Origin of the sequence: Mesorhizobium sp. M0217 (genome assembly GCF_040321955.1) — a bacterium.
GTDB lineage: Bacteria > Pseudomonadota > Alphaproteobacteria > Rhizobiales > Rhizobiaceae > Mesorhizobium.
Genome location: NZ_JAMYSN010000022.1, coordinates 78,665 through 98,598 on the forward strand (window position 1 = coordinate 78,665; position 19,934 = coordinate 98,598).

General features: G+C 59.0%; 17 protein-coding genes, 2 tRNA genes and 1 pseudogene. 14 read left to right on the forward strand and 6 right to left on the reverse strand.

Features of this window, described 5'->3' with window-relative positions; translation table 11 throughout:
- Positions 1-365: 365 nt before the first annotated feature.
- Positions 366-440: transfer RNA gene (locus NKJ18_RS26030), tRNA-Thr, on the reverse strand.
- 150 nt (positions 441-590) lie between these two features.
- Here NKJ18_RS26030 and NKJ18_RS26035 point away from each other — a divergent pair.
- The 11 genes from NKJ18_RS26035 to NKJ18_RS26085 all read left to right on the forward strand — a co-directional run bounded on the left by NKJ18_RS26035 (position 591) and on the right by NKJ18_RS26085 (position 8,181).
- Positions 591-785, forward strand: a complete 195-nt coding sequence (locus NKJ18_RS26035; RefSeq protein ID WP_023669287.1) for a hypothetical protein — start codon at positions 591-593, stop codon at positions 783-785.
- Between the two features lie 142 nt (positions 786-927).
- Positions 928-2,220 carry a UDP-N-acetylglucosamine 1-carboxyvinyltransferase gene (gene murA / locus NKJ18_RS26040; RefSeq protein ID WP_352760392.1) on the forward strand — a complete coding sequence of 431 codons (1,293 nt, stop codon included), beginning with the start codon at positions 928-930 and terminating at the stop codon, positions 2,218-2,220.
- A 167-nt stretch (positions 2,221-2,387) separates the two neighbouring features.
- A complete protein-coding gene (locus tag NKJ18_RS26045; RefSeq protein ID WP_023692404.1) occupies positions 2,388-2,822 on the forward strand; it encodes a DUF2948 family protein in 435 nt (144 codons plus the stop codon).
- Between the two features lie 134 nt (positions 2,823-2,956).
- Positions 2,957-4,249, forward strand: a complete 1,293-nt coding sequence (gene hisD / locus NKJ18_RS26050; protein ID WP_352760395.1) for a histidinol dehydrogenase — start codon at positions 2,957-2,959, stop codon at positions 4,247-4,249.
- Between the two features lie 6 nt (positions 4,250-4,255).
- The gene (locus NKJ18_RS26055; RefSeq protein WP_023669283.1) at positions 4,256-4,741 is read left to right on the forward strand and encodes a UPF0262 family protein; all 486 of its coding nucleotides are present in this window, start codon (positions 4,256-4,258) and stop codon (positions 4,739-4,741) included.
- Entirely contained in the window at positions 4,729-5,193 is a 465-nt protein-coding gene (locus tag NKJ18_RS26060; protein ID WP_081725519.1) for an arsenate-mycothiol transferase ArsC, read from the forward strand. The genes NKJ18_RS26055 and NKJ18_RS26060 overlap by 13 nt, the downstream gene beginning before the upstream one ends.
- Before the next feature lie 185 nt (positions 5,194-5,378).
- On the forward strand, positions 5,379-5,597 hold the full coding sequence (infA, locus tag NKJ18_RS26065; protein ID WP_006200926.1) for a translation initiation factor IF-1: 219 nt from the start codon (positions 5,379-5,381) through the stop codon (positions 5,595-5,597).
- 19 nt (positions 5,598-5,616) lie between these two features.
- Positions 5,617-6,243 carry a Maf-like protein gene (locus tag NKJ18_RS26070; protein WP_352760398.1) on the forward strand — a complete coding sequence of 209 codons (627 nt, stop codon included), beginning with the start codon at positions 5,617-5,619 and terminating at the stop codon, positions 6,241-6,243.
- On the forward strand, positions 6,240-6,431 hold the full coding sequence (yacG, locus tag NKJ18_RS26075) for a DNA gyrase inhibitor YacG (protein WP_023669280.1): 192 nt from the start codon (positions 6,240-6,242) through the stop codon (positions 6,429-6,431). The genes NKJ18_RS26070 and yacG overlap by 4 nt, the downstream gene beginning before the upstream one ends.
- Positions 6,432-6,645: 214 nt before the next feature.
- A tRNA-Phe gene (locus NKJ18_RS26080) sits at positions 6,646-6,721 on the forward strand.
- Positions 6,722-6,933: 212 nt separating this feature from the next.
- Complete coding sequence (locus tag NKJ18_RS26085) at positions 6,934-8,181, forward strand: tyrosine-type recombinase/integrase (protein WP_352760399.1); 1,248 nt, start codon at positions 6,934-6,936, stop codon at positions 8,179-8,181.
- Positions 8,182-8,470: 289 nt separating this feature from the next.
- On the opposite strand, the gene NKJ18_RS26090 is transcribed toward NKJ18_RS26085, so the two are convergent.
- From NKJ18_RS26090 to NKJ18_RS26110, 5 genes and pseudogenes are all read right to left on the reverse strand, one after another.
- Positions 8,471-9,781, reverse strand: coding sequence for a type II toxin-antitoxin system HipA family toxin (locus NKJ18_RS26090; RefSeq protein WP_352760401.1), 1,311 nt, complete (start codon positions 9,779-9,781; stop codon positions 8,471-8,473).
- Positions 9,782-9,793: 12 nt separating this feature from the next.
- Positions 9,794-10,090, reverse strand: coding sequence for a helix-turn-helix domain-containing protein (locus NKJ18_RS26095; protein ID WP_023701836.1), 297 nt, complete (start codon positions 10,088-10,090; stop codon positions 9,794-9,796).
- Between the two features lie 374 nt (positions 10,091-10,464).
- Positions 10,465-11,661, reverse strand: coding sequence for a hypothetical protein (locus NKJ18_RS26100; RefSeq protein WP_023701837.1), 1,197 nt, complete (start codon positions 11,659-11,661; stop codon positions 10,465-10,467).
- Positions 11,662-11,909: 248 nt separating this feature from the next.
- Positions 11,910-12,389, reverse strand: a pseudogene (locus tag NKJ18_RS26105) (tyrosine-type recombinase/integrase); the annotation flags it as partial.
- Positions 12,390-12,725: 336 nt separating this feature from the next.
- Complete coding sequence (locus NKJ18_RS26110; RefSeq protein WP_023750632.1) at positions 12,726-13,901, reverse strand: MFS transporter; 1,176 nt, start codon at positions 13,899-13,901, stop codon at positions 12,726-12,728.
- Positions 13,902-15,214: 1,313 nt separating this feature from the next.
- Between NKJ18_RS26110 and NKJ18_RS26115 the strand changes: the two genes are divergently transcribed.
- The 3 genes from NKJ18_RS26115 to NKJ18_RS26125 all read left to right on the forward strand — a co-directional run bounded on the left by NKJ18_RS26115 (position 15,215) and on the right by NKJ18_RS26125 (position 19,814).
- Positions 15,215-16,768 (forward strand): carbamoyltransferase C-terminal domain-containing protein, encoded by a 1,554-nt coding sequence (locus tag NKJ18_RS26115; protein ID WP_198022638.1) that lies wholly within the window; start codon positions 15,215-15,217, stop codon positions 16,766-16,768.
- 1 nt (position 16,769) lies between these two features.
- A complete protein-coding gene (locus tag NKJ18_RS26120; RefSeq protein WP_352723993.1) occupies positions 16,770-17,618 on the forward strand; it encodes a glycosyltransferase family 32 protein in 849 nt (282 codons plus the stop codon).
- 105 nt (positions 17,619-17,723) lie between these two features.
- Complete coding sequence (locus NKJ18_RS26125) at positions 17,724-19,814, forward strand: family 16 glycosylhydrolase (protein WP_352760405.1); 2,091 nt, start codon at positions 17,724-17,726, stop codon at positions 19,812-19,814.
- The last annotated feature ends 120 nt before the right edge of the window (positions 19,815-19,934 follow it).

Consider the following 19,934-nt stretch of genomic DNA (forward strand, 5'->3'; position numbering starts at 1 on the left):
ATTCTCTACCCCAAAACCCGACGCTATCTTCCGCAGGCGAGATGGCATCATGATGGCCGGCCGATGGCAAGTCCTTGGGCGAGCTGTGTTCTTGTCGTGGATATGCGTACGAGGAGGCTGGCTTTCAGCGTGCGAGCGGTAGTGTTCAGCATGCCGGATACGGCCAGACCGGCCTGTTCGTGAGTTGACAGGTCCGGACTTGTTGAGCAGTCGTCCGGCCCCGTAGAGCCTCTTTCTCTCAATGTTTCCGGGCGAGGCGCCACGGTTGGATGCGCGGGATTGGCACTTTTGCGTCAGCCGGCTTTTTTGGTCCGCAACGAGACCCGGACTTCGCGACTGCATCTTTTTAAATCAAAGGAATGAACTGGTGCTGCGAGAGAGGATTGAACTCTCGACCTCTCCCTTACCAAGGGAGTGCTCTACCACTGAGCTACCGCAGCCGCTGATGGCGGGGCTTCTGCCATATAGAACCGGCAAGCGCAAGGCGTCTGTGAAAGGCTTTGCCAGACAAGTTTCGCTGACATGGCGGCGCCACAATGCTAACTATCCCTTGAACGGCAGGCCCTGCCAGTTGCGGGCGGGACGGAACGATGGACGAGAAGACAATTCCACCGAAAAAGGCTGATCCGGAAAAAAAGGACGGGACTGACCGCAAGGACCGTCTGGCCGAGCAGCTGCGCGCCAATCTCATGAAGCGCAAGACGCAAGCGCGCTCGCGGCGCACCGGTGATCCTGACCAGCGGCCCGAAGGACTGCCGGCTGCTGAAAAAATGCACAAGGACTGACCGATATCAGCCACACTGGCCGGTCACCTTGGCCAAAGGGGCTCAGAAATCCTATTTCTTGAACCAAGCCGGCCAATGGTCTAGACGGGCCGATACTCAAACTGACGAAAACCGGCCTATCGGGCCGAGGGGACATTCTCTCATGGATCGCATCAGAATTGTCGGCGGCAACAAGCTCGCCGGAAGCATTCCGATTTCGGGCGCGAAAAACGCCGCTTTGCCGCTGATGATCGCCTCGCTGCTCACCGACGACACGCTGACGCTGGAAAACGTGCCGCATCTGGCCGATGTAGAGCAGCTGATCCGCATTCTCGGCAATCACGGCGTCGACTATTCGGTCAACGGCCGCCGCGAGAAGCAGAATGAGGGCTATTCGCGCACCATCAATTTCTCGGCCCGCAACATCGTCGACACGACCGCGCCTTACGAGCTGGTGTCGAAGATGCGGGCATCGTTCTGGGTGATCGGCCCGCTGCTGGCCCGCATGGGCGAGGCGAAAGTGTCGCTTCCCGGCGGTTGCGCCATCGGCACGCGGCCGGTCGACCTGTTCCTCGAGGGCTTGCAGGCGCTGGGCGCCGACATCGATGTCGACACCGGCTATGTGCTGGCCAAGACCAGGAACGGCCGCCTCGTCGGCAATCGCTATGTCTTCCCGAAAGTCTCCGTCGGCGCCACCCATGTGCTGATGATGGCGGCGGCGCTGGCCAAGGGCGAGACGGTGCTGGAAAACGCCGCCTGCGAGCCCGAAATCGTCAACCTCGCCGAATGCCTCAACGCCATGGGCGCCAGGATTTCCGGCGCCGGCACGCCTGTTATCACCATCGATGGCGTCGAGTCGCTGTCGGGCGCGCGCGTGCGCGTCATCCCCGACCGCATCGAGACCGGCACCTATGCCATGGCGGTGGCCATGACCGGCGGTGATGTCGTGCTCGAAGGCGCCCGCCCCGAGCTGCTGCAGACCGCGTTGGATGTGATTGCCCAGACCGGTACCGAGATCACGCCGACCAATTCCGGCATTCGCGTCCGGCGCAACGGCGCCGGCATTTCGCCGGTCGACGTCATGACGGCGCCGTTCCCGGCCTTCCCGACCGATCTGCAGGCGCAGTTCATGGGCCTGATGACCATGGCCAAGGGCAAGTCGCGCATCACCGAGACCATCTTCGAAAACCGCTTCATGCATGTGCAGGAACTGGCCCGGCTCGGCGCCCACATCACGCTGTCCGGCCAAACGGCGATCGTCGACGGCGTCTCCAAGCTGAAGGGCGCGCCCGTGATGGCGACCGATCTGCGCGCCTCGGTGTCGCTGGTCATCGCCGGTCTGGCGGCCGAAGGCGAAACGACGGTCAACCGTGTCTACCACCTCGACCGCGGTTTTGAGCGGCTGGAAGAAAAGCTCTCCAATTGCGGCGCGGTGATCGAGCGGATTTCGGCTTGACCGCACGGCAGTTGCTTCAGACAGACAGGCGTCTGGTGCTGCCTTCATTCACCGCCAACACTTCAAACCCGAGGCGCTAGCCTCGGGTTGAATTTGTGTCGCGGTTGCACGGACCGGAAAGACCGCCTAACAGAAGGCTGAAACCAACTTTCAGGTGTGCATTCGGCATGGCAGCCCTCAAACTCATTGCGCTCGACGATCAGGATCTGAGCATCGTCTCGGCTCACGTCCAGGACGCCGTGATGAAGGTCTCGGATCTCGAATACCTGCCTTCGGCCAAGCGTTTCATATTGACCATGAACCGCTTCGTCTGGGAGGCGAAGTCCGGGCTGTTCAGCCAGCACAATGAGCGGCGCCAGGCGGTGTTGCATTTCGACCGCGTGCTCGGCGCCAAGACCAGCGGCATTGCCCGCGATCGGCCGGCCGAGGTGCTGTCGCTTCTGGCAATCAGCTTTATCGAAATCAGCAAGCCGGCCGGCATCGTCGAATTGGTCTTTTCCGGCGGCGGCGCGATCATGCTCGACGTCGAATGCATCGAGGCGCGGCTTGCCGACATAGGCGGCGCCTGGGAAGCCACCTCGCGTCCGGTGCACAGGGTCTAGAGCATGATCCCAAAAAGTGGGTGCCGGTTTTTGTTGGACAAAACGGGAATCGTTTGTCCAGAGATCTTGCTCCAACAAAGGGTTAGATCGTGATGAGATTTCAACCAAGTCTCATCACGATCTAGACGCAGCCGATGGCCATTACGCTTATCCAGTCCGATGCCGGTTTCGAGCAGCGTTTCGCCGCCTTCCTGACCACCAAGCGGGAGGTATCGGAGGACGTCGACACTGCCGTGCGCGCCATCATTGCGCGGGTTCGTGCCGAGGGCGACGCTGCCCTGGTCGACTACACGCTGAAATTCGACAAGGCCGACCTCAATAGCCTCGGCATTGCCGTGTCGAAGGACGACATCGCGCAGGCCTACAAAGACGCCGATCCGCAGACGGTCGATGCGCTCAAGTTCGCGCGCGACCGCATCCGATCCCATCACGAGCGACAAATGCCCAAGGACGATCGCTATACCGATGCCGCCGGGGTCGAGTTGGGTTCGCGCTGGACGGCGATCGAGGCGGTTGGGCTCTATGTGCCGGGCGGCACGGCAAGCTATCCAAGCTCGGTGCTGATGAACGCCGTGCCGGCCAGGGTGGCGGGCGTCGAGCGCATCGTCATCGTCGTGCCGGCGCCGGGCGGCATCATCAATCCGCTGGTGCTGGTGGCAGCCGATATATCAGGCGTTTCGGAGATTTACCGCGTCGGCGGCGCGCAGGCGATTGCCGCCCTTGCCTATGGCACCGAAACGATCCGGCCGGTCGCCAAGATCGTCGGGCCCGGCAATGCCTATGTCGCCGCCGCCAAGCGCCAGGTGTTCGGCACGGTCGGCATCGACATGATTGCCGGACCGTCTGAAGTGCTGGTGGTGGCCGACGGCAGCAACGATCCCGACTGGATCGCCGCCGATCTTCTGGCGCAGGCCGAGCACGACGTGTCGGCGCAATCGATCCTGATCACCAACGATCCTGCGTTCGGAAAAGCAGTCGAACAGGCGGTCGAGCGCCAATTGCTGAGCCTGCCGCGCGCCGAGACGGCGGCTGCCAGCTGGCGCGATTTCGGCGCGGTGATCCTGGTGGAGACCATCGAGGCCGCGCTGCCGCTGGTCGACCGCATCGCCGCCGAACATGTGGAACTCGCCATCGACGATGCCGAGGGCTTCCTGGCCAGGATGCGCAATGCGGGTGCTGTGTTTCTGGGACGCCATACGCCCGAAGTCATCGGCGACTATGTCGGCGGCTCCAACCACGTGCTGCCGACGGCGCGTTCGGCGCGCTTCTCTTCGGGCCTGTCGGTGCTCGATTTCGTCAAGCGCACCTCGATCCTGAAGCTCGGGCCGGAGCAGCTGAGAGCACTTGCGCCGGCGGCGATTGCGCTGGCCAAGGCGGAAGGCCTCGACGCGCATGGCCGCTCCGTCGCCATCCGGCTGAACATGTAGGCGGCGATGGCGGACGGCGATCAAACCCGCGCAAGGCTGATCGATGTCGAGCTCGACGAGTCGATCGGCCGTTCGACGCCCGATGTCGAACATGAGCGCGCGGTGGCGATCTTCGACCTGATCGAAGAAAACAGCTTTCAGCCGGTCAATGATGACGGCGCCGGGCCTTATCGGCTGAAGCTCTCGCTGGCCGAATCCCGGCTGGTGTTTGCGGTCGCCCGCGAGGATGGTGCTGATGTCGTCACCCATATCCTGTCGCTGACGCCGCTCAGGCGCATCGTCAAGGACTACTACCTGATCTGCGAAAGCTATTACGACGCCATCCGCTCCTCGACGCCAAGCCATATCGAGGCGATCGACATGGGCCGGCGCGGCCTGCACAATGAAGGCTCGCAGACGTTGATGGACCGGCTGGCCGGCAAGATCGACATCGACTTCGACACGGCGCGGCGGCTGTTCACGCTGGTCTGCGTGCTGCACTGGCGGGGTTAGACCTGACTGGGGCGCCCCGCTCGATCCTGTTTTTGTGCGGCATGAACGCCGTGCGCTCACCGATGGCCGAGCAGCTGGCGCGGCGCATGCTGCCGCCGGCCACTTTCGTCGCCTCTGCCGGCGTGCACAGGGGCGAGCGCGATCCGTTCGTCGACGCGGTGCTGGCCGAAGAGGGCCTGACGCTGGGCGAGCGCCAGCCGCGCTCGATGGACGATCTCGAGGACGATTATTTCGACCTGATCGTCACCCTGGCGCCGGAAGCCCACCACGCCGCGCTCGAACTCACCCGCTCGCTTGCCGTCGACGTCGAATACTGGCCGATGCCGGATCCGACCGATGTCGGCGGTAGGCGCGAGCAGATCATGGCCAGCTATCGCGACGTGAGAGAACGGCTGAAAGCGCGCATCAGCCGACGTTTTCTGCTTCCGGAGGTAAAAAACGCGGCGGATTGATGCATGTCGCTCAAAAGCGGTCCCGGTTTTGAGACAACGACATGCATAAAACGAAAGCTTGGAGCGCGTCGCTTATGACGCGATCTAAGCGTGTTCACAAGCGCACGATTATCATATAGGTTCCGCCGAAATTCCGGCCTGGGCGCTCCAGGGCGCCGGAACTGCAATCCAAGCAAAGGTATCGAATGCCGAAGGAAGAAGTCCTCGAGTTTCCGGGTGTCGTGACGGAATTGTTGCCCAACGCGATGTTCCGGGTGAAGCTCGAAAACGAACACGAGATCATCGCCCATACGGCTGGTCGCATGCGCAAGAACCGCATCCGTGTGCTGACCGGCGACAAGGTCCTGGTCGAGATGACGCCCTATGACCTGACCAAGGGCCGCATCACCTACCGTTTCAAGTAACAGTCCGGCGCGAACCGCGATGAGCATCCTGCAGAAGCTCGTGCTTGCCTCTGGTTCGCCGCGCCGGATCGAACTGTTGCAACAGGCCGGCATCGAGCCGGACCGCGTGCTGCCAGCCGATGTCGACGAAACGCCGCTGCGCGCCGAACATCCGCGCTCGCTGGCCAAGCGGCTGTCGAAGGAAAAGGCCGAGAAGGCGCTGGCCTCGCTGAAAAGCGAGGAAGACTATGCGCCAAGTTTCGTGCTGGCCGCCGATACGGTGGTCGCGGTCGGACGCCGCATCCTGCCCAAGGCCGAGACGCTGGACGACGCCGCCAATTGCCTTGGACTGCTTTCGGGCCGTTCGCACCGGGTCTATTCCGGCATCTGCCTGATTACGCCGGGCGGCAAGCTGCGCCAAAGGCTGGTTGAATCCAGGGTACGCTTCAAGCGGCTTCCACGCGAGGAGATCGACGCCTATGTCGCCTCCGGCGAATGGCGCGGCAAGGCCGGCGGCTATGCCGTCCAGGGTCTCGCCGGTTCGTTCGTCGTCAAGCTGGTCGGCTCCTACACCAACATTGTCGGCCTGCCGCTCTACGAGACAGTGGCGCTGCTTTCGGGCGAAGGCTTCAAGGTCCACACCAGCTGGCATACCGCGGGGCCATGAGCCTGGACGATAAGGTCACACCACTGCGCCCGAAGCGCCCCTGCCCCGAATGCGGCAAGCCGTCGGCGCGCGAGACCTATCCGTTCTGCTCGAAGCGCTGCAAGGACATCGACCTCAACCGCTGGCTGAAGGGCGCCTATGTCATCACCGCGCGGGATGACGAGGACGAGAGCGACGAGCCGAAGTAGGGTTTGGGCGGTGCCGGCCGCGCAATTCCACTTCGCCGACCTTACGCAATTGCTGCTTTGCCGGCGTCGGTATTGTCTGCGACAATTGCCCCGGAAAATCAGCGCTTAGGCGCTGGACAGGCCGGATTCCCGTGCTATAACCCACGCGCTTTCAAGGGGTGCCCCACGGCGCTTTCCTGAAATCCGGTCAGGCGATGTCTCGTTTCCCGGCGAGGCCCAGATAGCTCAGTTGGTAGAGCAGCGGACTGAAAATCCGCGTGTCGGTGGTTCGAATCCGCCTCTGGGCACCATCCCCCCTTCTCCCGACACTCCCTTTCACCGAACCTTCTACGCTGCAGCTTCTGCAAGCGCCTGGAATTGTTGATGTTTTGCAGTCGCATTGCGCAGTTAAGCGGGACAGGGAGCGCTTCAGGAGCATTTGGTCCAACGAGGCGGGGGGATGGTATTTCCGTTGGTATTCGACATCCTGATGGTATCGAAACAGCTAAGGGAGACCTGACGAATGCCCCTCTCCGACGTGAAATGTCGAAATGCCCGCCCTGCTTCCAAGCTCGTGAAATTATCTGACGGGGGCGGGCTGCAGCTATGGGTACAGCCCACGGGCTCTCGCCTCTGGCGGGTCGCCTACCGCTTTAAGGGCAAGCAGAAACTGCTCGCGCTGGGCAGCTATCCCCTTATCTCTCTCGCCGAGGCACGGGAGGCGCGCGATGATGCTAAAAGGCTCCTGCTAGCTGGCGTCGACCCTGGAAAGGAACGCAGCTTGCAAAAGGCTGATTCGGCTAAGGACTCCTTTCGCTCAATCGCGGAGGAATATGTCGACAAGCTAAGGAAGGAGGGACGTGCCGACCGGACGATCAGCAAGGTCAAATGGCTGCTCGACTTTGCCTATCCGATTATCGGCGATAAGTGCATTCGGGAGATCGATACGGCCACCATCCTTGCCGCCCTCCGTCGCGTTGAGGTTCGCGGTCGATACGAGTCGGCCAGGCGACTGCGCTCCACCATCGGCAGCGTGTTTCGATACGCAATCGCCACCGCACGCGCCGAGACAGATCCGACCTTCGCCCTCAGAGGCGCACTCATCAGTCCGACGGTAACGCCTCGCGCCGCGATTACCGATCAGAAGGCCTTGGGCGGTTTGCTGAGGGCGATCTATGCATTTGACGGACAGCCTACAACCCGAGCCGGTCTGAAGCTGATGGCTCTGATGTTTCCCCGCCCCGGCGAGCTTCGCTCCGCTGAATGGGAAGATTTCGATTTTGAAAGCTCGGTATGGACCATCCCTGAAGCACGCATGAAAATGCGACGTCCGCACCGCATACCCCTGTCAAAGCAGGCGATCAGCGTCCTGACTTCACTGAGGGAAATCTCTGGTGGTGGATTGCTGCTGTTTCCTAGTGTTCGATCGGCTTCGCGTCCGATTTCCGACAATACGCTCAACGCCGCACTGCGTCGTATGGGATATAGCAAGGAAGAAGCTACCGCGCATGGTTTTCGAGCAACGGCATCAACTCTGCTGAACGAATGCGGCAAGTGGCATCCGGACGCGATAGAGCGGCAGCTGGCCCACATTGAAAACAACGACGTTCGGCGCGCCTACGCCCGGGCAGAGCATTGGGACGAGCGCGTCAAGATGATGCAGTGGTGGGCCGATTATCTGGATGAACTCAAGAGCAAAAACCTGCGGGTGGTCCAATCGAGGGACGCCGCAAGCCTGCTGTCCACACACCAACGCGACCATCCACTTTGAACCCAACAGCGGCCGTTCATCAAACGCGGATACAAATCTCCAACCGCCGGAAATCATACTGACCGTCGAAAAACGCCACAACTCGACGCCAAATCGTAGGCCCGCATTGTCAGATTTCCTGGAGAGAAAGTTGACCGTGTTCGGCGGGAAGCTGCCGATGGCCGGTTCCGAAACCGGCCATCTACCCGGCCCGGAGCCGGGGCGCTATTAGAGCGAGAATCCCGTGGGCAGTGTGCGGTCCGTCCATTTCGCCGGCATTAGTCCGTGGATCCGCTATCCCTGCCCGACTTTAACCTCCACAACATTCCTCTCCATAGATCCGGGACAAGCCCTTGATGCGCGTCGCGATCGCGTCGACGAGGCGACCAACGATCTCATGGATGATCCCCTCCTGGCGAAGCTCTTGGGCGCACTCCGATGCCATATCGGGCATCACCGCGAGCTGATGGCGGATCGTCCGCACCGTGTACTCGCTGCCAACCTTTGCTGAGGACGCACAGCGCCCCCAGTGGCGCGGCATGATCTCCTCGATGGGATAGACTCTGTCGATCTTCATCGCCAGTTTAAGGTCGCGCATCTCAGATTGGATCTCTCCCCCGAGGTGCGGCAGAATGGAGGAGATGTCGTAGAGCGGAGCTAGGCGGGCCTCGCCCTGGGCACCGAGCAGCATCGAGTAGTTCTTTGCATGCGCGTCCGTGCCGGCGATGATCCAGTTGAAGACGTTCGCGGCCATGAAGATCTGACGGTCTTGGACGGGGCCGAGGGCGGCCGACAGCACCTTTCTGGAGATCGTTGTGATACCTGGCCCACCCTGGTTCTCGTACTTAAGCGTCGGCATCACCGACAGGGCCTGGCACATGTCCTCCTGATGGATGCGGATGGTCTTGCCGTCGATGTTGCGGCGGTCGTAGCGCTCGATAACGATCGCCTTTTCGCCTGCGAAGTCGAGAACCTGGCTATGTGCAGCGTCCATGCCGAGCTTGGATGCAAGCTGCAGGCAGAAATGCTCGTTCTCGGTATGCCCGTGCAAGTGCGGCAAAGGCGGCTTGAAGATGTGTGTGGTGGGCGTGTCGCCTAGAGGGATCCCCCAGCGATTGCTGCCCTTGTCGAAATGGAACGCCGTCTTTGCCTGCGCACCAGCGAGACTGAACTGACCAGGATCGCCGATTCGCCGGGTCGCTGCACCATCCTTGCGCAGGTCGCGCAGGCGGTCGCCGATCTGCGCCTCGGTGAGCAACTCCACGTTCTCGCCGCGGGAAACCTGGTCGCCACGAGGAAGGAACTGGACGGCGCCGGCGCAGTCGCGGCCGACATTCTTGAGCAGGGCAAACGGGTTTCGCGCGGAGACCTGGAACCTCTGCGCCCATCTGGCGAGGGTCTGCTCATTATCCGGCAGCAGACCCCAGAGGAATGCCTCGACGACTTTGCCCTCGTAGGTCCTGGTGATCGTCGGCATGGACAGGGAGAGCGGGATCGCCACCCGGCCCTCCATCCATGCCTCGTGATAGGAGAACGAAAGCTTGCCGCCCTGCAGGTGGTGGAGCCACCCAACCGGTCTGCCAGCGATATGGACGTCGAGGGTGTCGATGGGGTTCACCATGATCATCGTCACCTAGAGCTTGTAGGGAATCTCGTCGTCATCATCGTCGACATGCCGTTCATCGGCATTATGATGATGATCAGCAGCCGCCGTCGGCGCCGTCGGGATCTGAAAGTCCAGTTCCACACCAAGCGTGGTCAGCGCCAGCAGCACGTTGCCGATCTCGGCGCTGGGCTTGCCGTTCTCGATCCACGACACCCACGTCTGCGTGGTGTTGATCACCTTGGCCAAGGCAGCCTGGGACAGGCCGCGCCGGGTGCGGGCCTCCTTGATCAGGATACCAATGTCGCGAGCTGTTCTGATCTTCATGGCCTATACGATTCTGCATGAGCTAGCCCGATATAGGACCGTATATGACGGGTGTCAATATACGTTTATATATCAATTCACCGCTATATAGGCTCCCATATCGGCAGTTCCCATATACGAGCCGATATAAACTTATTGCGCCATGCAAACATTTTCGGCATGTGCGATCAAACCTTTCGACACGGTACCAAGACCGCGCGCTGGTCGAGAACTGGAACGACGTTGTTGGGGCCGGGACCGGACTGTCAGGTCTTCGCGACGGTTACGCAGAAAGCAGCCGTTCTACAGTCGACCCAATTTCAGCCGTTTACGATTGGGGCTGAACATCCCGATAGCTGCTGTTGGATCGGTTACGCAAGCGCCCGCGATTTTTACTAAGGCCGGGACGACGACCTCGTGCGTGAACGGCGTGCGCGCTTCACCGGATTTAGAGCTTCGATGCTTCTAAGGTGGCGGACGACCTCGTCTGTCAACCCTTCACGAAAGTAGTGTCGGTCGCCTGGTCCATCGCCGAAAAACTGCTTATAGCGGCGTATAGTTTCTTCCGCCGCTTTCGTGCTGCCGCCCGTTATGACGGTAATATCGGGTGGGATACCCTCGGTCAGTTGAACGCGTTTGAGTAGGTATTTGAACTCGAAGTCTGCTGGCGGCATGGAGTATCCGAAGAATACCCAGTGAATCGCAGTTTTCAGATGTGCTTCCGCGGTCCGCCAAGTTGCAGCGTGCATTGCGAAATCTAGCGCTTTGCGATAGCTGAAAGTTGCTATCCTCGTGCCGAGTGACTGTGAACCACAATGCGGACAGTGAGGCTTTATTGACTTGGGCAACGAGCCCTTATGCGATGGCCCAAATACGGCGCGCCAGTCTCTCTCTTGAAACAGGGTCTGCGCCACACGCTCCGTGTCAGTTGACGGCACCCAGAACAATTCGCGGCACGCGTCGCAGTAAAGCCAATTTATCGATCCATGTGGCTTCAGAAGGTGGAGCGTCCTTGTCCCCAAATCTGCCGAGCGTCTTCTGCGCACAACGTCATCTTCGAGGCGCGTCGGCGTGGCATTGCAGCCGTACTCGACGTTGCGTACCTCTTGCCGCAACTCGATGCCTCTTTCGAAGACCATATCCCAATTCATACTCAAGACGGCCGTGTTATCCAATTTGAGGCCATCAAACAGAGCGTTGAGCAGCTTCGAATCCGCGCCACGGCGCTTCAATTGCTTATTGTAAGCCTGCTGGAGCATTCGGACGATACGGACAATCATCGCCCGCCGAACCACGCGAAGATCTGCCGCAGAGTAAAGGGGCCCGAGGTGATGCCCGGAGTTGGCAGACTGGTCGACCAGAGTAAAAATGTCCTCAAGTTCCGGCCACTTGTCATCAGGGGTAGTGGAACCATCGTTGAAGGTTTTATCCACGAATTCCCGGAGGAACGCCGCCTGCGCGGCGCTAGGTCCGTTATCCTTCAGACCATCTAAATCCAAGAGGCGCTCGGTAAACTCGCTGGCTAATGGCAAGCCTGCATTCTTCGCGAACCCAGCACCGACAACCAAAACAACGCCCGCTTCAAAATCCATCACGATACTCCAGGCCTGATGACTTCATATTCTTGAAGTTCTACTTCGGGTCGCATCCTGCCCGAAAGCCGCCGTTTCGCAATCCACCCCATTTCGCCCGCGATTGGCACAGCGGCAGCAACCGACCCATTCTTACCGTTCGCAACACAGTAGTTACTGGGTGGGGACCGGCCATTCCTTCGGTTTTGCCAAACGGCAGAACTGGCGATCCGCCAGGCAGCTTCGGGCTGGCGTGTTAGTTACGCGATACGTCGGAGCGAGTGCGTTCCATACTCCTCCGAACGCAGACCGATCGCGGTCACCCATTCGTCGACCAGGCGCGCGTACTGCCTTGTGCTCATGTGGCGTGCATGATCGACGCGGCTCGGGAAATCCTCGACCGAGCCTCCACGTCGTTGGAGCCAAACCAGAAGGCTGGCTCTTACGTCGTTAGTGATCTCGAACTGAACCGGCCGCCCCGTCTTTTGCTGAACAACGATCGCGCGGGTCCTTATCTCCGGTCCGGCGACGACATCGCGAATCCTGACCTTGGCCAGGTCACAGCCGCGAAGCTTGCTATCGATTGCCAGATCGAATAGCGCACGGTCCCGAACGCGCCTCTCGCGATCGAGGAAAAAGCGAATAGCCCAAATCTGCTTCTGGGTGAAAGGACGCTTGGTGCCGACCTTCTTCCCAGCATTCCAGGCTGCGTGCTGGCGGCTGGCATCGTCAAATTGAGAATGGCCCATGTCATTCTCCTCGGCCGTGATTGGCCGAGAGAGAAGAACGTCGCAGGACACTGCCGCTCATGGGGCCGGCAGCGAACTGTCAGCTATTGGGAGCAAACCGCGCAATGCGGTCGTTCCGCTCAAGCCGGGACGAGCCAAACGAGTTGCAATCCCGGTCATTGGTGAAGCGCCGACATCGCTTGTCCGAACATTTTCCATCTTATTTACTTGCTCTGGTGTTCCAGGGTCTGATCGAGCATCCCGCGCCACAGCGCAAACCAATCGCGGCTCGAGCAATCGTCGGAAACCGCCGTTCGCCGCTGTCCAGCGTCACATCGCTAAGCCCTGCTCGCGCGTTTATGTCGCTGAAACGGCCGGCCGAATCTCACCAGCAACAATACGGCGGAAGAGCCACAGAATGACCGGGCAAACCAGGAGCACGGCGGCGCCGAAGTCGAGCGCGGCGCTCGCGCCGCCCAGCCACGTCGAGAGCTTTCCACCGATCGCCGGTCCAACCGGGCTCCCGGCATAGAAAACCGTGTAGAATATTCCCATTCCGATCGACCGCGTCTTCCGCTCGAGCACAAGCGCAGACAGGCTGATGATCGCGCCGGCGGGCAGGCCGCAGACGATCCCAAGGGCAACGACGATGGGAAGCACCGCGTCGCTTCGCGACAGGAGCAGCGTCAGCAGCGCGAAGGCGATACAGCCTGTGACGACCACGGCGTCGCCGCGTTTGGTCTGGTCGGCGAGGAAGCCCCCGAAAGGAACCGAGAGCACAGCGAGCCAGAGCACGATGCTAATCGTCGATCCAGCTGTCGTGCTGGACCAGCCTCGCTCGACGAGCATCGATGGTCCGAAACTGAAGATCATTGCAAGACCGATATTATAGAGACACCAGATCGAGCCGGCTACAATCACGGCATAGATCGCTTTTGCGGTCAGACTGCCGCGCTCGCCTTCCGCAGAAACTGGGGTGGCCGGCGAACGATAGATAAAGGCGATGAAGCCGAATCCGATCAGAATCAGGCCTGCGACAGCAAGGTTGACGGCATGGAGCCCGAACCTCTCTCCGATCGCTGGCAACAGCATGAGCGCGATTGCGATGCCAGCCGGCCACGAGTTGACGAAGATGGCCATCGCTGTGGCTATTTCCCGGCCAGTAAACCAGTCGGCGACCATCTTGGTCATCTGAACGCTCAAGAGTATGCCACCAGTGCCGGCAATCAGTCGGCCTGCGATCTGCATGCTCCATGACGCCGACGAGGTCATCATTAATTCGCCTGCCAGCATCATCAGCAGCCCGGCGAGGACCGTCGTCTTGTCACCATAGCGGCGGCCGATCGTCCCGCCGGGCAAGGCAAGCAGGACGCCCGGCGCAAAATAGATGCCGATAAGGATACCGACATCGGCCAAACTCACACCGAGACTTCGGCTGAGCTGCGGCGCGACGGGCCCTACGCTCCCAAATTGAAAGGCGAAGGCGGCACGAGCGACAAACAAAACAGTAAGAATGGTCCAGCGGCTTCGCACTTGGATCCTCCCCAACCACCGTAACATCATAGTTGATTAGGGTTGATCTGGATAAGGAGGCGCTGGAGAGTTCCGTGCTTGAGCTCAGACGAGCTGCTAATCCAGGCCGGCGAGAGGCACCAAGGCCCGCGGAAGCCGAAACGAGTGCTGGCGGGCTCTGCGGCGCCGCTCCGGCTGCGGAGCTTGCGCCATTATATTGGATACGTGTAATAAATCCATGATCTGGCCATTGAGTGGACATCTGACTTCGTAGGGCGCACTTCGAAAGCCGCCAGTCCGCTTCCCACCATTGCCCGTCACGATTTACCCTAGGGTAAATCGCCGCTTTCGAGACACAATAGTGCGGGTCTGAAGCAGAGATTGGGCGCATTGCCGCGCGGCGGCATTTAGGCCGACAGCGGAATGGCGGCTTTTGGCGCAATGCGGGCAAGCGGCTTTCAGATCGGGGACAGTGACGGCTCCAGCTACGGAGCCGAGCTGAAGGCGCTCCAAGAGGAAATTAAGGCAGTCGATCGCGCCATCCAAGACGAGAAGCAGCTGGCCTTGGCCCTTGAGAGCGCGGCTCAATCCCGCCGACCGGCCAAACCGAGAATCGTGAAGGGAACATAGAGGCAGATACAGCCCTTGGCGCCCCTCGCGTCGATCGCCTGCGGCAGCCGATCCGAATAGCGCCGGCCGGCCACGCGCACCGATAGGCGCGTGTCGCTCACGGACGAACGCGGATGATCGTCTTTCCCGTGCGTCGCTCGGTCGGGTTGAAGGCGGCGACGGCGTTACCAAGAACCTTGTGTGATGGGCAATAGGCTCGGATCAACTGTTTGCCTGAGGCAGATCGCCCATTGGTTCAAACATCGGCGGGCAAATTGCCTTGCGCGACTTTGGAAGACATATAGCGCGTTCGGAACTTGTGGGATCATGAGGTTCGGAGCAATTCATTTCTGACCGAATCGACTAATATTGGCCATACATCAATGCCCGCGAACAAGAGATGCGGTGGATCTGGCAATGGCTTCGCAACTAGGCGTTAGAGGTATAGATTCAACATCCACGTTCTACTCGCGCTTTTTCACTCTTTTGTTGCTCCGCTCAAAGCGGCAGTTGTAACGAATTCGTGCCGCTAAGCTGCTGCAAGCGGTTCAGATGGCGAGATTGAAATAATCTGCGGCCCTGTTGGAAATCGTGCAAGATAGTTTTCTTTGCGAGGCGATTCGCACAAACAGCTATTAGCACCTGTGAGGGCTTGGTTCTTGAATATACTATCCTACAATCCAGGTCACGATGGCGCAGTTGTCTACCTAAAGGACGCGCGCCTGATGTTCTCGATCGAGTCGGAGAAAGACTCGCACTACCGAAATTCTCAGTTGTCCATCTCCCACGTCTTGGATTCTATCGGAGAGATCGGAGAATTGCCGGACGTCATCTGCATGGGAGGCTGGTGGCCCTATGATCACCATGAGTATCTATTCGGATCACTAAGGAATTCTGGATACCGGGGTATTTCGACCGATCAGTCGATCATCCAGAAGGGCCGCTTCTTCAAAGGTAAAGTCGACTATTTTTCGTCAACCCATGAGCGCTCCCATATTCTTTGCGCATTCGGCATGTCCCGCATCCCCAAAGGCACCCCATTTTATGCACTGGTTTGGGAAGGAGATATCGGGGCGTTCTACGAAGTGGATGCAGAGTTCCACATTACGCCACTCGGCGACGTCCTGAAACAACCGGGCAATCGATATGGAATGCTCTACGGCCTAGCAGACCCGACTTTCCCGAAAGATGGGCCTTATCCTCGCGCCACGGATGCTGGGAAACTTATGGCTCTTGCGTCGTTCTCGACGCGCAACCAGCCCACGATCGAGGAGAAGAAATTGCTCAGGTTTCTGCTCGATGGCCAATACAGGAAGCTAAGCGATTACGAAAACATCGACAATGCCCCGCATCTAAACTCAGGACTCGACGATCCAGAGTTTCGCAACTTCGCTGGCATATACAGCGATGCCATCTTCGACGTTTTTCACAAGTTCGCGCGAGCGAACATGAAGAGGGGCCTGCCCCTAGTCATTGCAGGCGGCTGTGGCCTTAACTGCGACTGGAATTCGAAATGGGTGGAAACGGGACTGTTCGAGGAGGTTTTTGTCCCGCCTGTCGCGAACGATTCCGGTTCCGCCATAGGCACCGCGATCGACGCTCAGCTGCACTTCACGGGCAATCCGAAGATAGGTTGGGATTTGTACTCAGGCTTGGCCTTCCAAGAACGGGGGCGTTTCGATGCGAGCAAGTACGACGTCTACAATATCGATTATACGAAGATTGCCGATCTCCTAGCCGGCGGCCTAATTCTAGGATGGGTCAACGGCAGGTACGAGATCGGCCCACGTGCGCTTGGCAATAGATCAATCTTGGCTGCTCCATTTCGAGACGACACCAGGGTGCGATTGAACGAAATCAAGCAACGAGAGCAGTTCCGCCCAATAGCACCCGTTTGCTTGAGAGATGATGCCGAAGCTTGGTTCGGCTGTGACCACGATAGCCCCTATATGTTGTTCACGTATCGCACGACGACTGATGCACTGGCAGCAGTAACGCATGTGAACGGGACGGCCCGCATTCAAACAGTAACACCCGTCTCAAACGCCCGTCTTCATGACCTTCTGGCCGCCTTCAAAGAAAGGACAGGCTTTGGGGTGTTGTGCAACACATCTTTGAATTTCAATGGAAAGGGATTCATCAACAACATCATCGATCTGAACGCATACGTTACAGACCATGGTCTTGACGGGTTTGTGCTTGAAGGGAAATCTTACATTCTCAAGTCATCTGAACATTATCAAGGGTATCTCAGGAGTTCGGACAGGAAGCCCGTGTGAGATGAGACAAATGCAGAGTTACCCACCGGGCTTTGAGAACGATGAGACACTTCGATCAACCTGCATCCGCCAGATCACTCTGCGGCAGATGGATCGATCAACGCAAGGAGCAATCGTCGCCACTTCCAATTCCTCGTCAATCCCGAAAACGCTTATCCAGTACTGGCACGACCATAGCGATCTCCCCGACGACGTTCGGGCCTGTCTCGACAGCTGGAAACGACTTGGCGATGAAGGATTCTTCTTTCGGCTTTTTGATGATGCCTCCGCCGCGGAATATATCGCAGACTGGTACGGGCCCAGGGAAATCGCAGCATTCGCTCGTTGTCGGCACCCGGCGATGCGCAGCGACTATCTTCGGATGTGCTTCGTGCTCGCAGAGGGGGGCATGTACGTGGATGCCGATGACGTGCTGCTGGGTGATGGTTGGCGACGCATATTCGATGACGGCAAATTGAAGATACAGCCGCTCTGCTACGACTTGGCGACCAGCAGGATGGTGCCAGCTTCTCAAATTTGGGGGGCTGATCTGCCTACACAGGGGCGAGTATTCTATGTCAACAACGATCCGATCGCAGCTCCGGCGCGGCACCCCGTCCTGGTTCAGGCACTTGCTCGCGCCACTAGAAAACTGCTGAGTGATGATCCGCTCCCAGAAATTCAAGGAACGACAGGCCCTGGTAACCTGACCCTGGTCCTGGCTGCACACGCAAATGCTTTGACTATCGCTGGCTATCCTTTCGATTTCGAATTGCTACGCGATTGGGAGGAAATCGCGGAAACCAAATGGGACCTTTCCTACCGTGGCGACGCGAGGAATTGGCGCAACGTCGACGGGTCAGGGTTTTGAATTTCTTTGGGCCTTGCGATGAACCTTAGCAAAGCGTCTTGTTTCCTACATAACTTCATCTTCCGAGCTGCACGTGCTGCAGCGTGCGTCCTGCCGGGTGGTCGAATGGTTGCATTCGGTACTCGGGACGACCAGATCGGGGCAATTCTGGTCGTGAATCTCACCCGGCAACCCCGACGGTGGCGCCGAGTTATCCGCGAACTTCGCCGCTTCCGAATGGCCGATGGATCCCCACTTACCTCGATAGTCAACAGGTTCGCTGCTATCGACGCCCGCGATGGCCGTGCGATTGCAGCGACGGCGGATGTCGATCCCAATTATCGCATAGGAGACCAACTATATGTCCAGCCGGACAAGAGGCTGGCAGAGTGTTTTAGCGCCAATGAACCAGTGATGATGACCCGTCAGGAAACTGCGGTCGCGCGGTCGCACATAGAGGTCTGGAAGAGCATCGCAAAGGGCCCCCACAAGTTCGTGTTGGTACTTGAAGATGACATCTGGTTTCGCCGGGGAGCTGCGGCGGCCGTGGATAGCGGTTGGCAGGCTGCACTGCAGCGCTGCCGGATCGAAGGTGGACCACGTCTCCTATATCTCTCCTACTCTGATGCTGGCGGAACAGCGGAACGTGCTGATGTTTGCGACGCCCTGTTCAGGCCGGTGCGCGGGCTTTGGTTCCTATCGGGCTATGTTTTGTCAAAAGAAGGAGCAGTTGCACTACTGAAAGCAATGCCAGTCATCGGTCCGGTGGATATGTGGATCAACTATCGCTTCGACGAACTCCAGGCACTCGCGCTTTCCACTCCATCAATCCTCCAAAGACACGACAGCGGGTCCGACAACTCCTACTCCGTCCTACCGTTCCTGGCTCGGGCGGGAATCGTCGACGCAGGTTCAGGCGACATGCCCTCCAATCGGATTCGTGTCGAGCCGCTACTGGCTTGGACAAAACTTGGCGAGCGGGACGGCCTTGCCATGGCATTGTCGATGTTGGGACTACGTGTCCGCGTATTCGACGGTCACGAGAACCAAATCGATGCAGCGGAGCTTTCTTCCCTATTTGATGAGTTTGACGCTCTTGTCGACCCACCGCTTTCGCGGCGCGCATTATCGGCCGCGTTGGCGAACGCCGACCTCAAATTCGTTTTCGAACCTGACGCCCCGAAACGGGTCGGCATCAACTTGGACGACATTCCTGCGCCCCGGACCGCAGTTCTGTCGCTAGATTGCACAACCATCGAACGCTGGGAACCACTCTGCACCTTTTTGGGTCTCGCCGAACCGGTTGAGGCCTTCCCGCTTGGCGCCTCTCGAAGTTTGAGGGTTTTTCGAGATGATCGTCCTTACGTAGAACGCAAGTCCGGACCTGCACCGAAGAAAAGTATCAATTTGATTGACGATTCGCCATGGGTCCTGCCGCCTCATCCTGATTGGCCATTACGCCCTCAGGGCGCGCGACGCCATGAGAGCTCCGGTAGCCGCATCATCCATGCAGATATGAGCTCTGCTTCGCCCGAGTTACCCAGTGTAGTAGAGACGTTCCCAGGCAACTTGGCCACATTCGCGCACGAAACCATCACCTATCAGGATAGCGGAGCCAATATCTCAATCAGTGTGGCCGAAGCGGGGCTACGTCCTTATCGATCAGGTGCCTTTGCATCCAGGCGGTCCTTTGAGCAGGGGCGCTTCGAAGCTGGGATAAGGGCAGCGCGCGGATCTGGTCTCGTTACAGGATTTTTTCTTCATCGCAGCGACCCTCGACAGGAAATAGACGTCGAACTTGCAGGCGGTGATCCTCGCCGAATGTTGGTCAACGTATATTTCAACCCAGGCGATGATGGCTCCAACATGAGCTTCGGGTATCGAGGAACTCCATGCCATATTGACCTAGGTTTCGACAGCACATTGGACATTCATATGTACGCCATCGACTGGCAGCCAGGCCGTATCGTGTGGTCTGTCGATGGCAAAGTTGTCCATGAACGTGTTGGTTGGGACCCTACGCCGATTCCGCACCTTCCAATGCGTTTGCATGCAAATTTATGGGCGCCGCGATCAGAAAAGCTTGCAGGGCAAGTTGACAAAGCTACTCTGCCGTCAACTGCGGCATTCCGAAACATATCCGTGTTTGGGACTATGGATGACCGCCAAAGATCTCCATATATGGCACCGCAATTGGTCGACTTGAATGAGCCCTAGGTGTTTGATCCCAGGCTTTGATGGTGCATACTTTTCGTCCGAATCAAAGGATGCGCTATGGGCCAGGTTCTTCATGGGAGCGCCACGACGACAGAGGCGATCCGTCGAGCGATACAGCAT

Excerpts from the sequence above, each read along its gene's own strand:
- NKJ18_RS26035 (WP_023669287.1), top strand. The coding sequence starts at position 591 with ATGGACGAGAAGACAATTCCACCGAAAAAGGCTGATCCGGAAAAAAAG.
- murA (WP_352760392.1), top strand. The coding sequence starts at position 928 with ATGGATCGCATCAGAATTGTCGGCGGCAACAAGCTCGCCGGAAGCATT.
- NKJ18_RS26045 (WP_023692404.1), top strand. The coding sequence starts at position 2,388 with ATGGCAGCCCTCAAACTCATTGCGCTCGACGATCAGGATCTGAGCATC.
- hisD (WP_352760395.1), top strand. The coding sequence starts at position 2,957 with ATGGCCATTACGCTTATCCAGTCCGATGCCGGTTTCGAGCAGCGTTTC.
- NKJ18_RS26055 (WP_023669283.1), top strand. The coding sequence starts at position 4,256 with ATGGCGGACGGCGATCAAACCCGCGCAAGGCTGATCGATGTCGAGCTC.
- infA (WP_006200926.1), top strand. The coding sequence starts at position 5,379 with ATGCCGAAGGAAGAAGTCCTCGAGTTTCCGGGTGTCGTGACGGAATTG.
- NKJ18_RS26070 (WP_352760398.1), top strand. The coding sequence starts at position 5,617 with ATGAGCATCCTGCAGAAGCTCGTGCTTGCCTCTGGTTCGCCGCGCCGG.
- yacG (WP_023669280.1), top strand. The coding sequence starts at position 6,240 with ATGAGCCTGGACGATAAGGTCACACCACTGCGCCCGAAGCGCCCCTGC.
- NKJ18_RS26085 (WP_352760399.1), top strand. The coding sequence starts at position 6,934 with ATGCCCCTCTCCGACGTGAAATGTCGAAATGCCCGCCCTGCTTCCAAG.
- NKJ18_RS26090 (WP_352760401.1), bottom strand. The coding sequence starts at position 9,781 with ATGGTGAACCCCATCGACACCCTCGACGTCCATATCGCTGGCAGACCG.
- NKJ18_RS26095 (WP_023701836.1), bottom strand. The coding sequence starts at position 10,090 with ATGAAGATCAGAACAGCTCGCGACATTGGTATCCTGATCAAGGAGGCC.
- NKJ18_RS26100 (WP_023701837.1), bottom strand. The coding sequence starts at position 11,661 with ATGGATTTTGAAGCGGGCGTTGTTTTGGTTGTCGGTGCTGGGTTCGCG.
- NKJ18_RS26115 (WP_198022638.1), top strand. The coding sequence starts at position 15,215 with ATGTTCTCGATCGAGTCGGAGAAAGACTCGCACTACCGAAATTCTCAG.
- NKJ18_RS26120 (WP_352723993.1), top strand. The coding sequence starts at position 16,770 with ATGAGACAAATGCAGAGTTACCCACCGGGCTTTGAGAACGATGAGACA.
- NKJ18_RS26125 (WP_352760405.1), top strand. The coding sequence starts at position 17,724 with ATGGTTGCATTCGGTACTCGGGACGACCAGATCGGGGCAATTCTGGTC.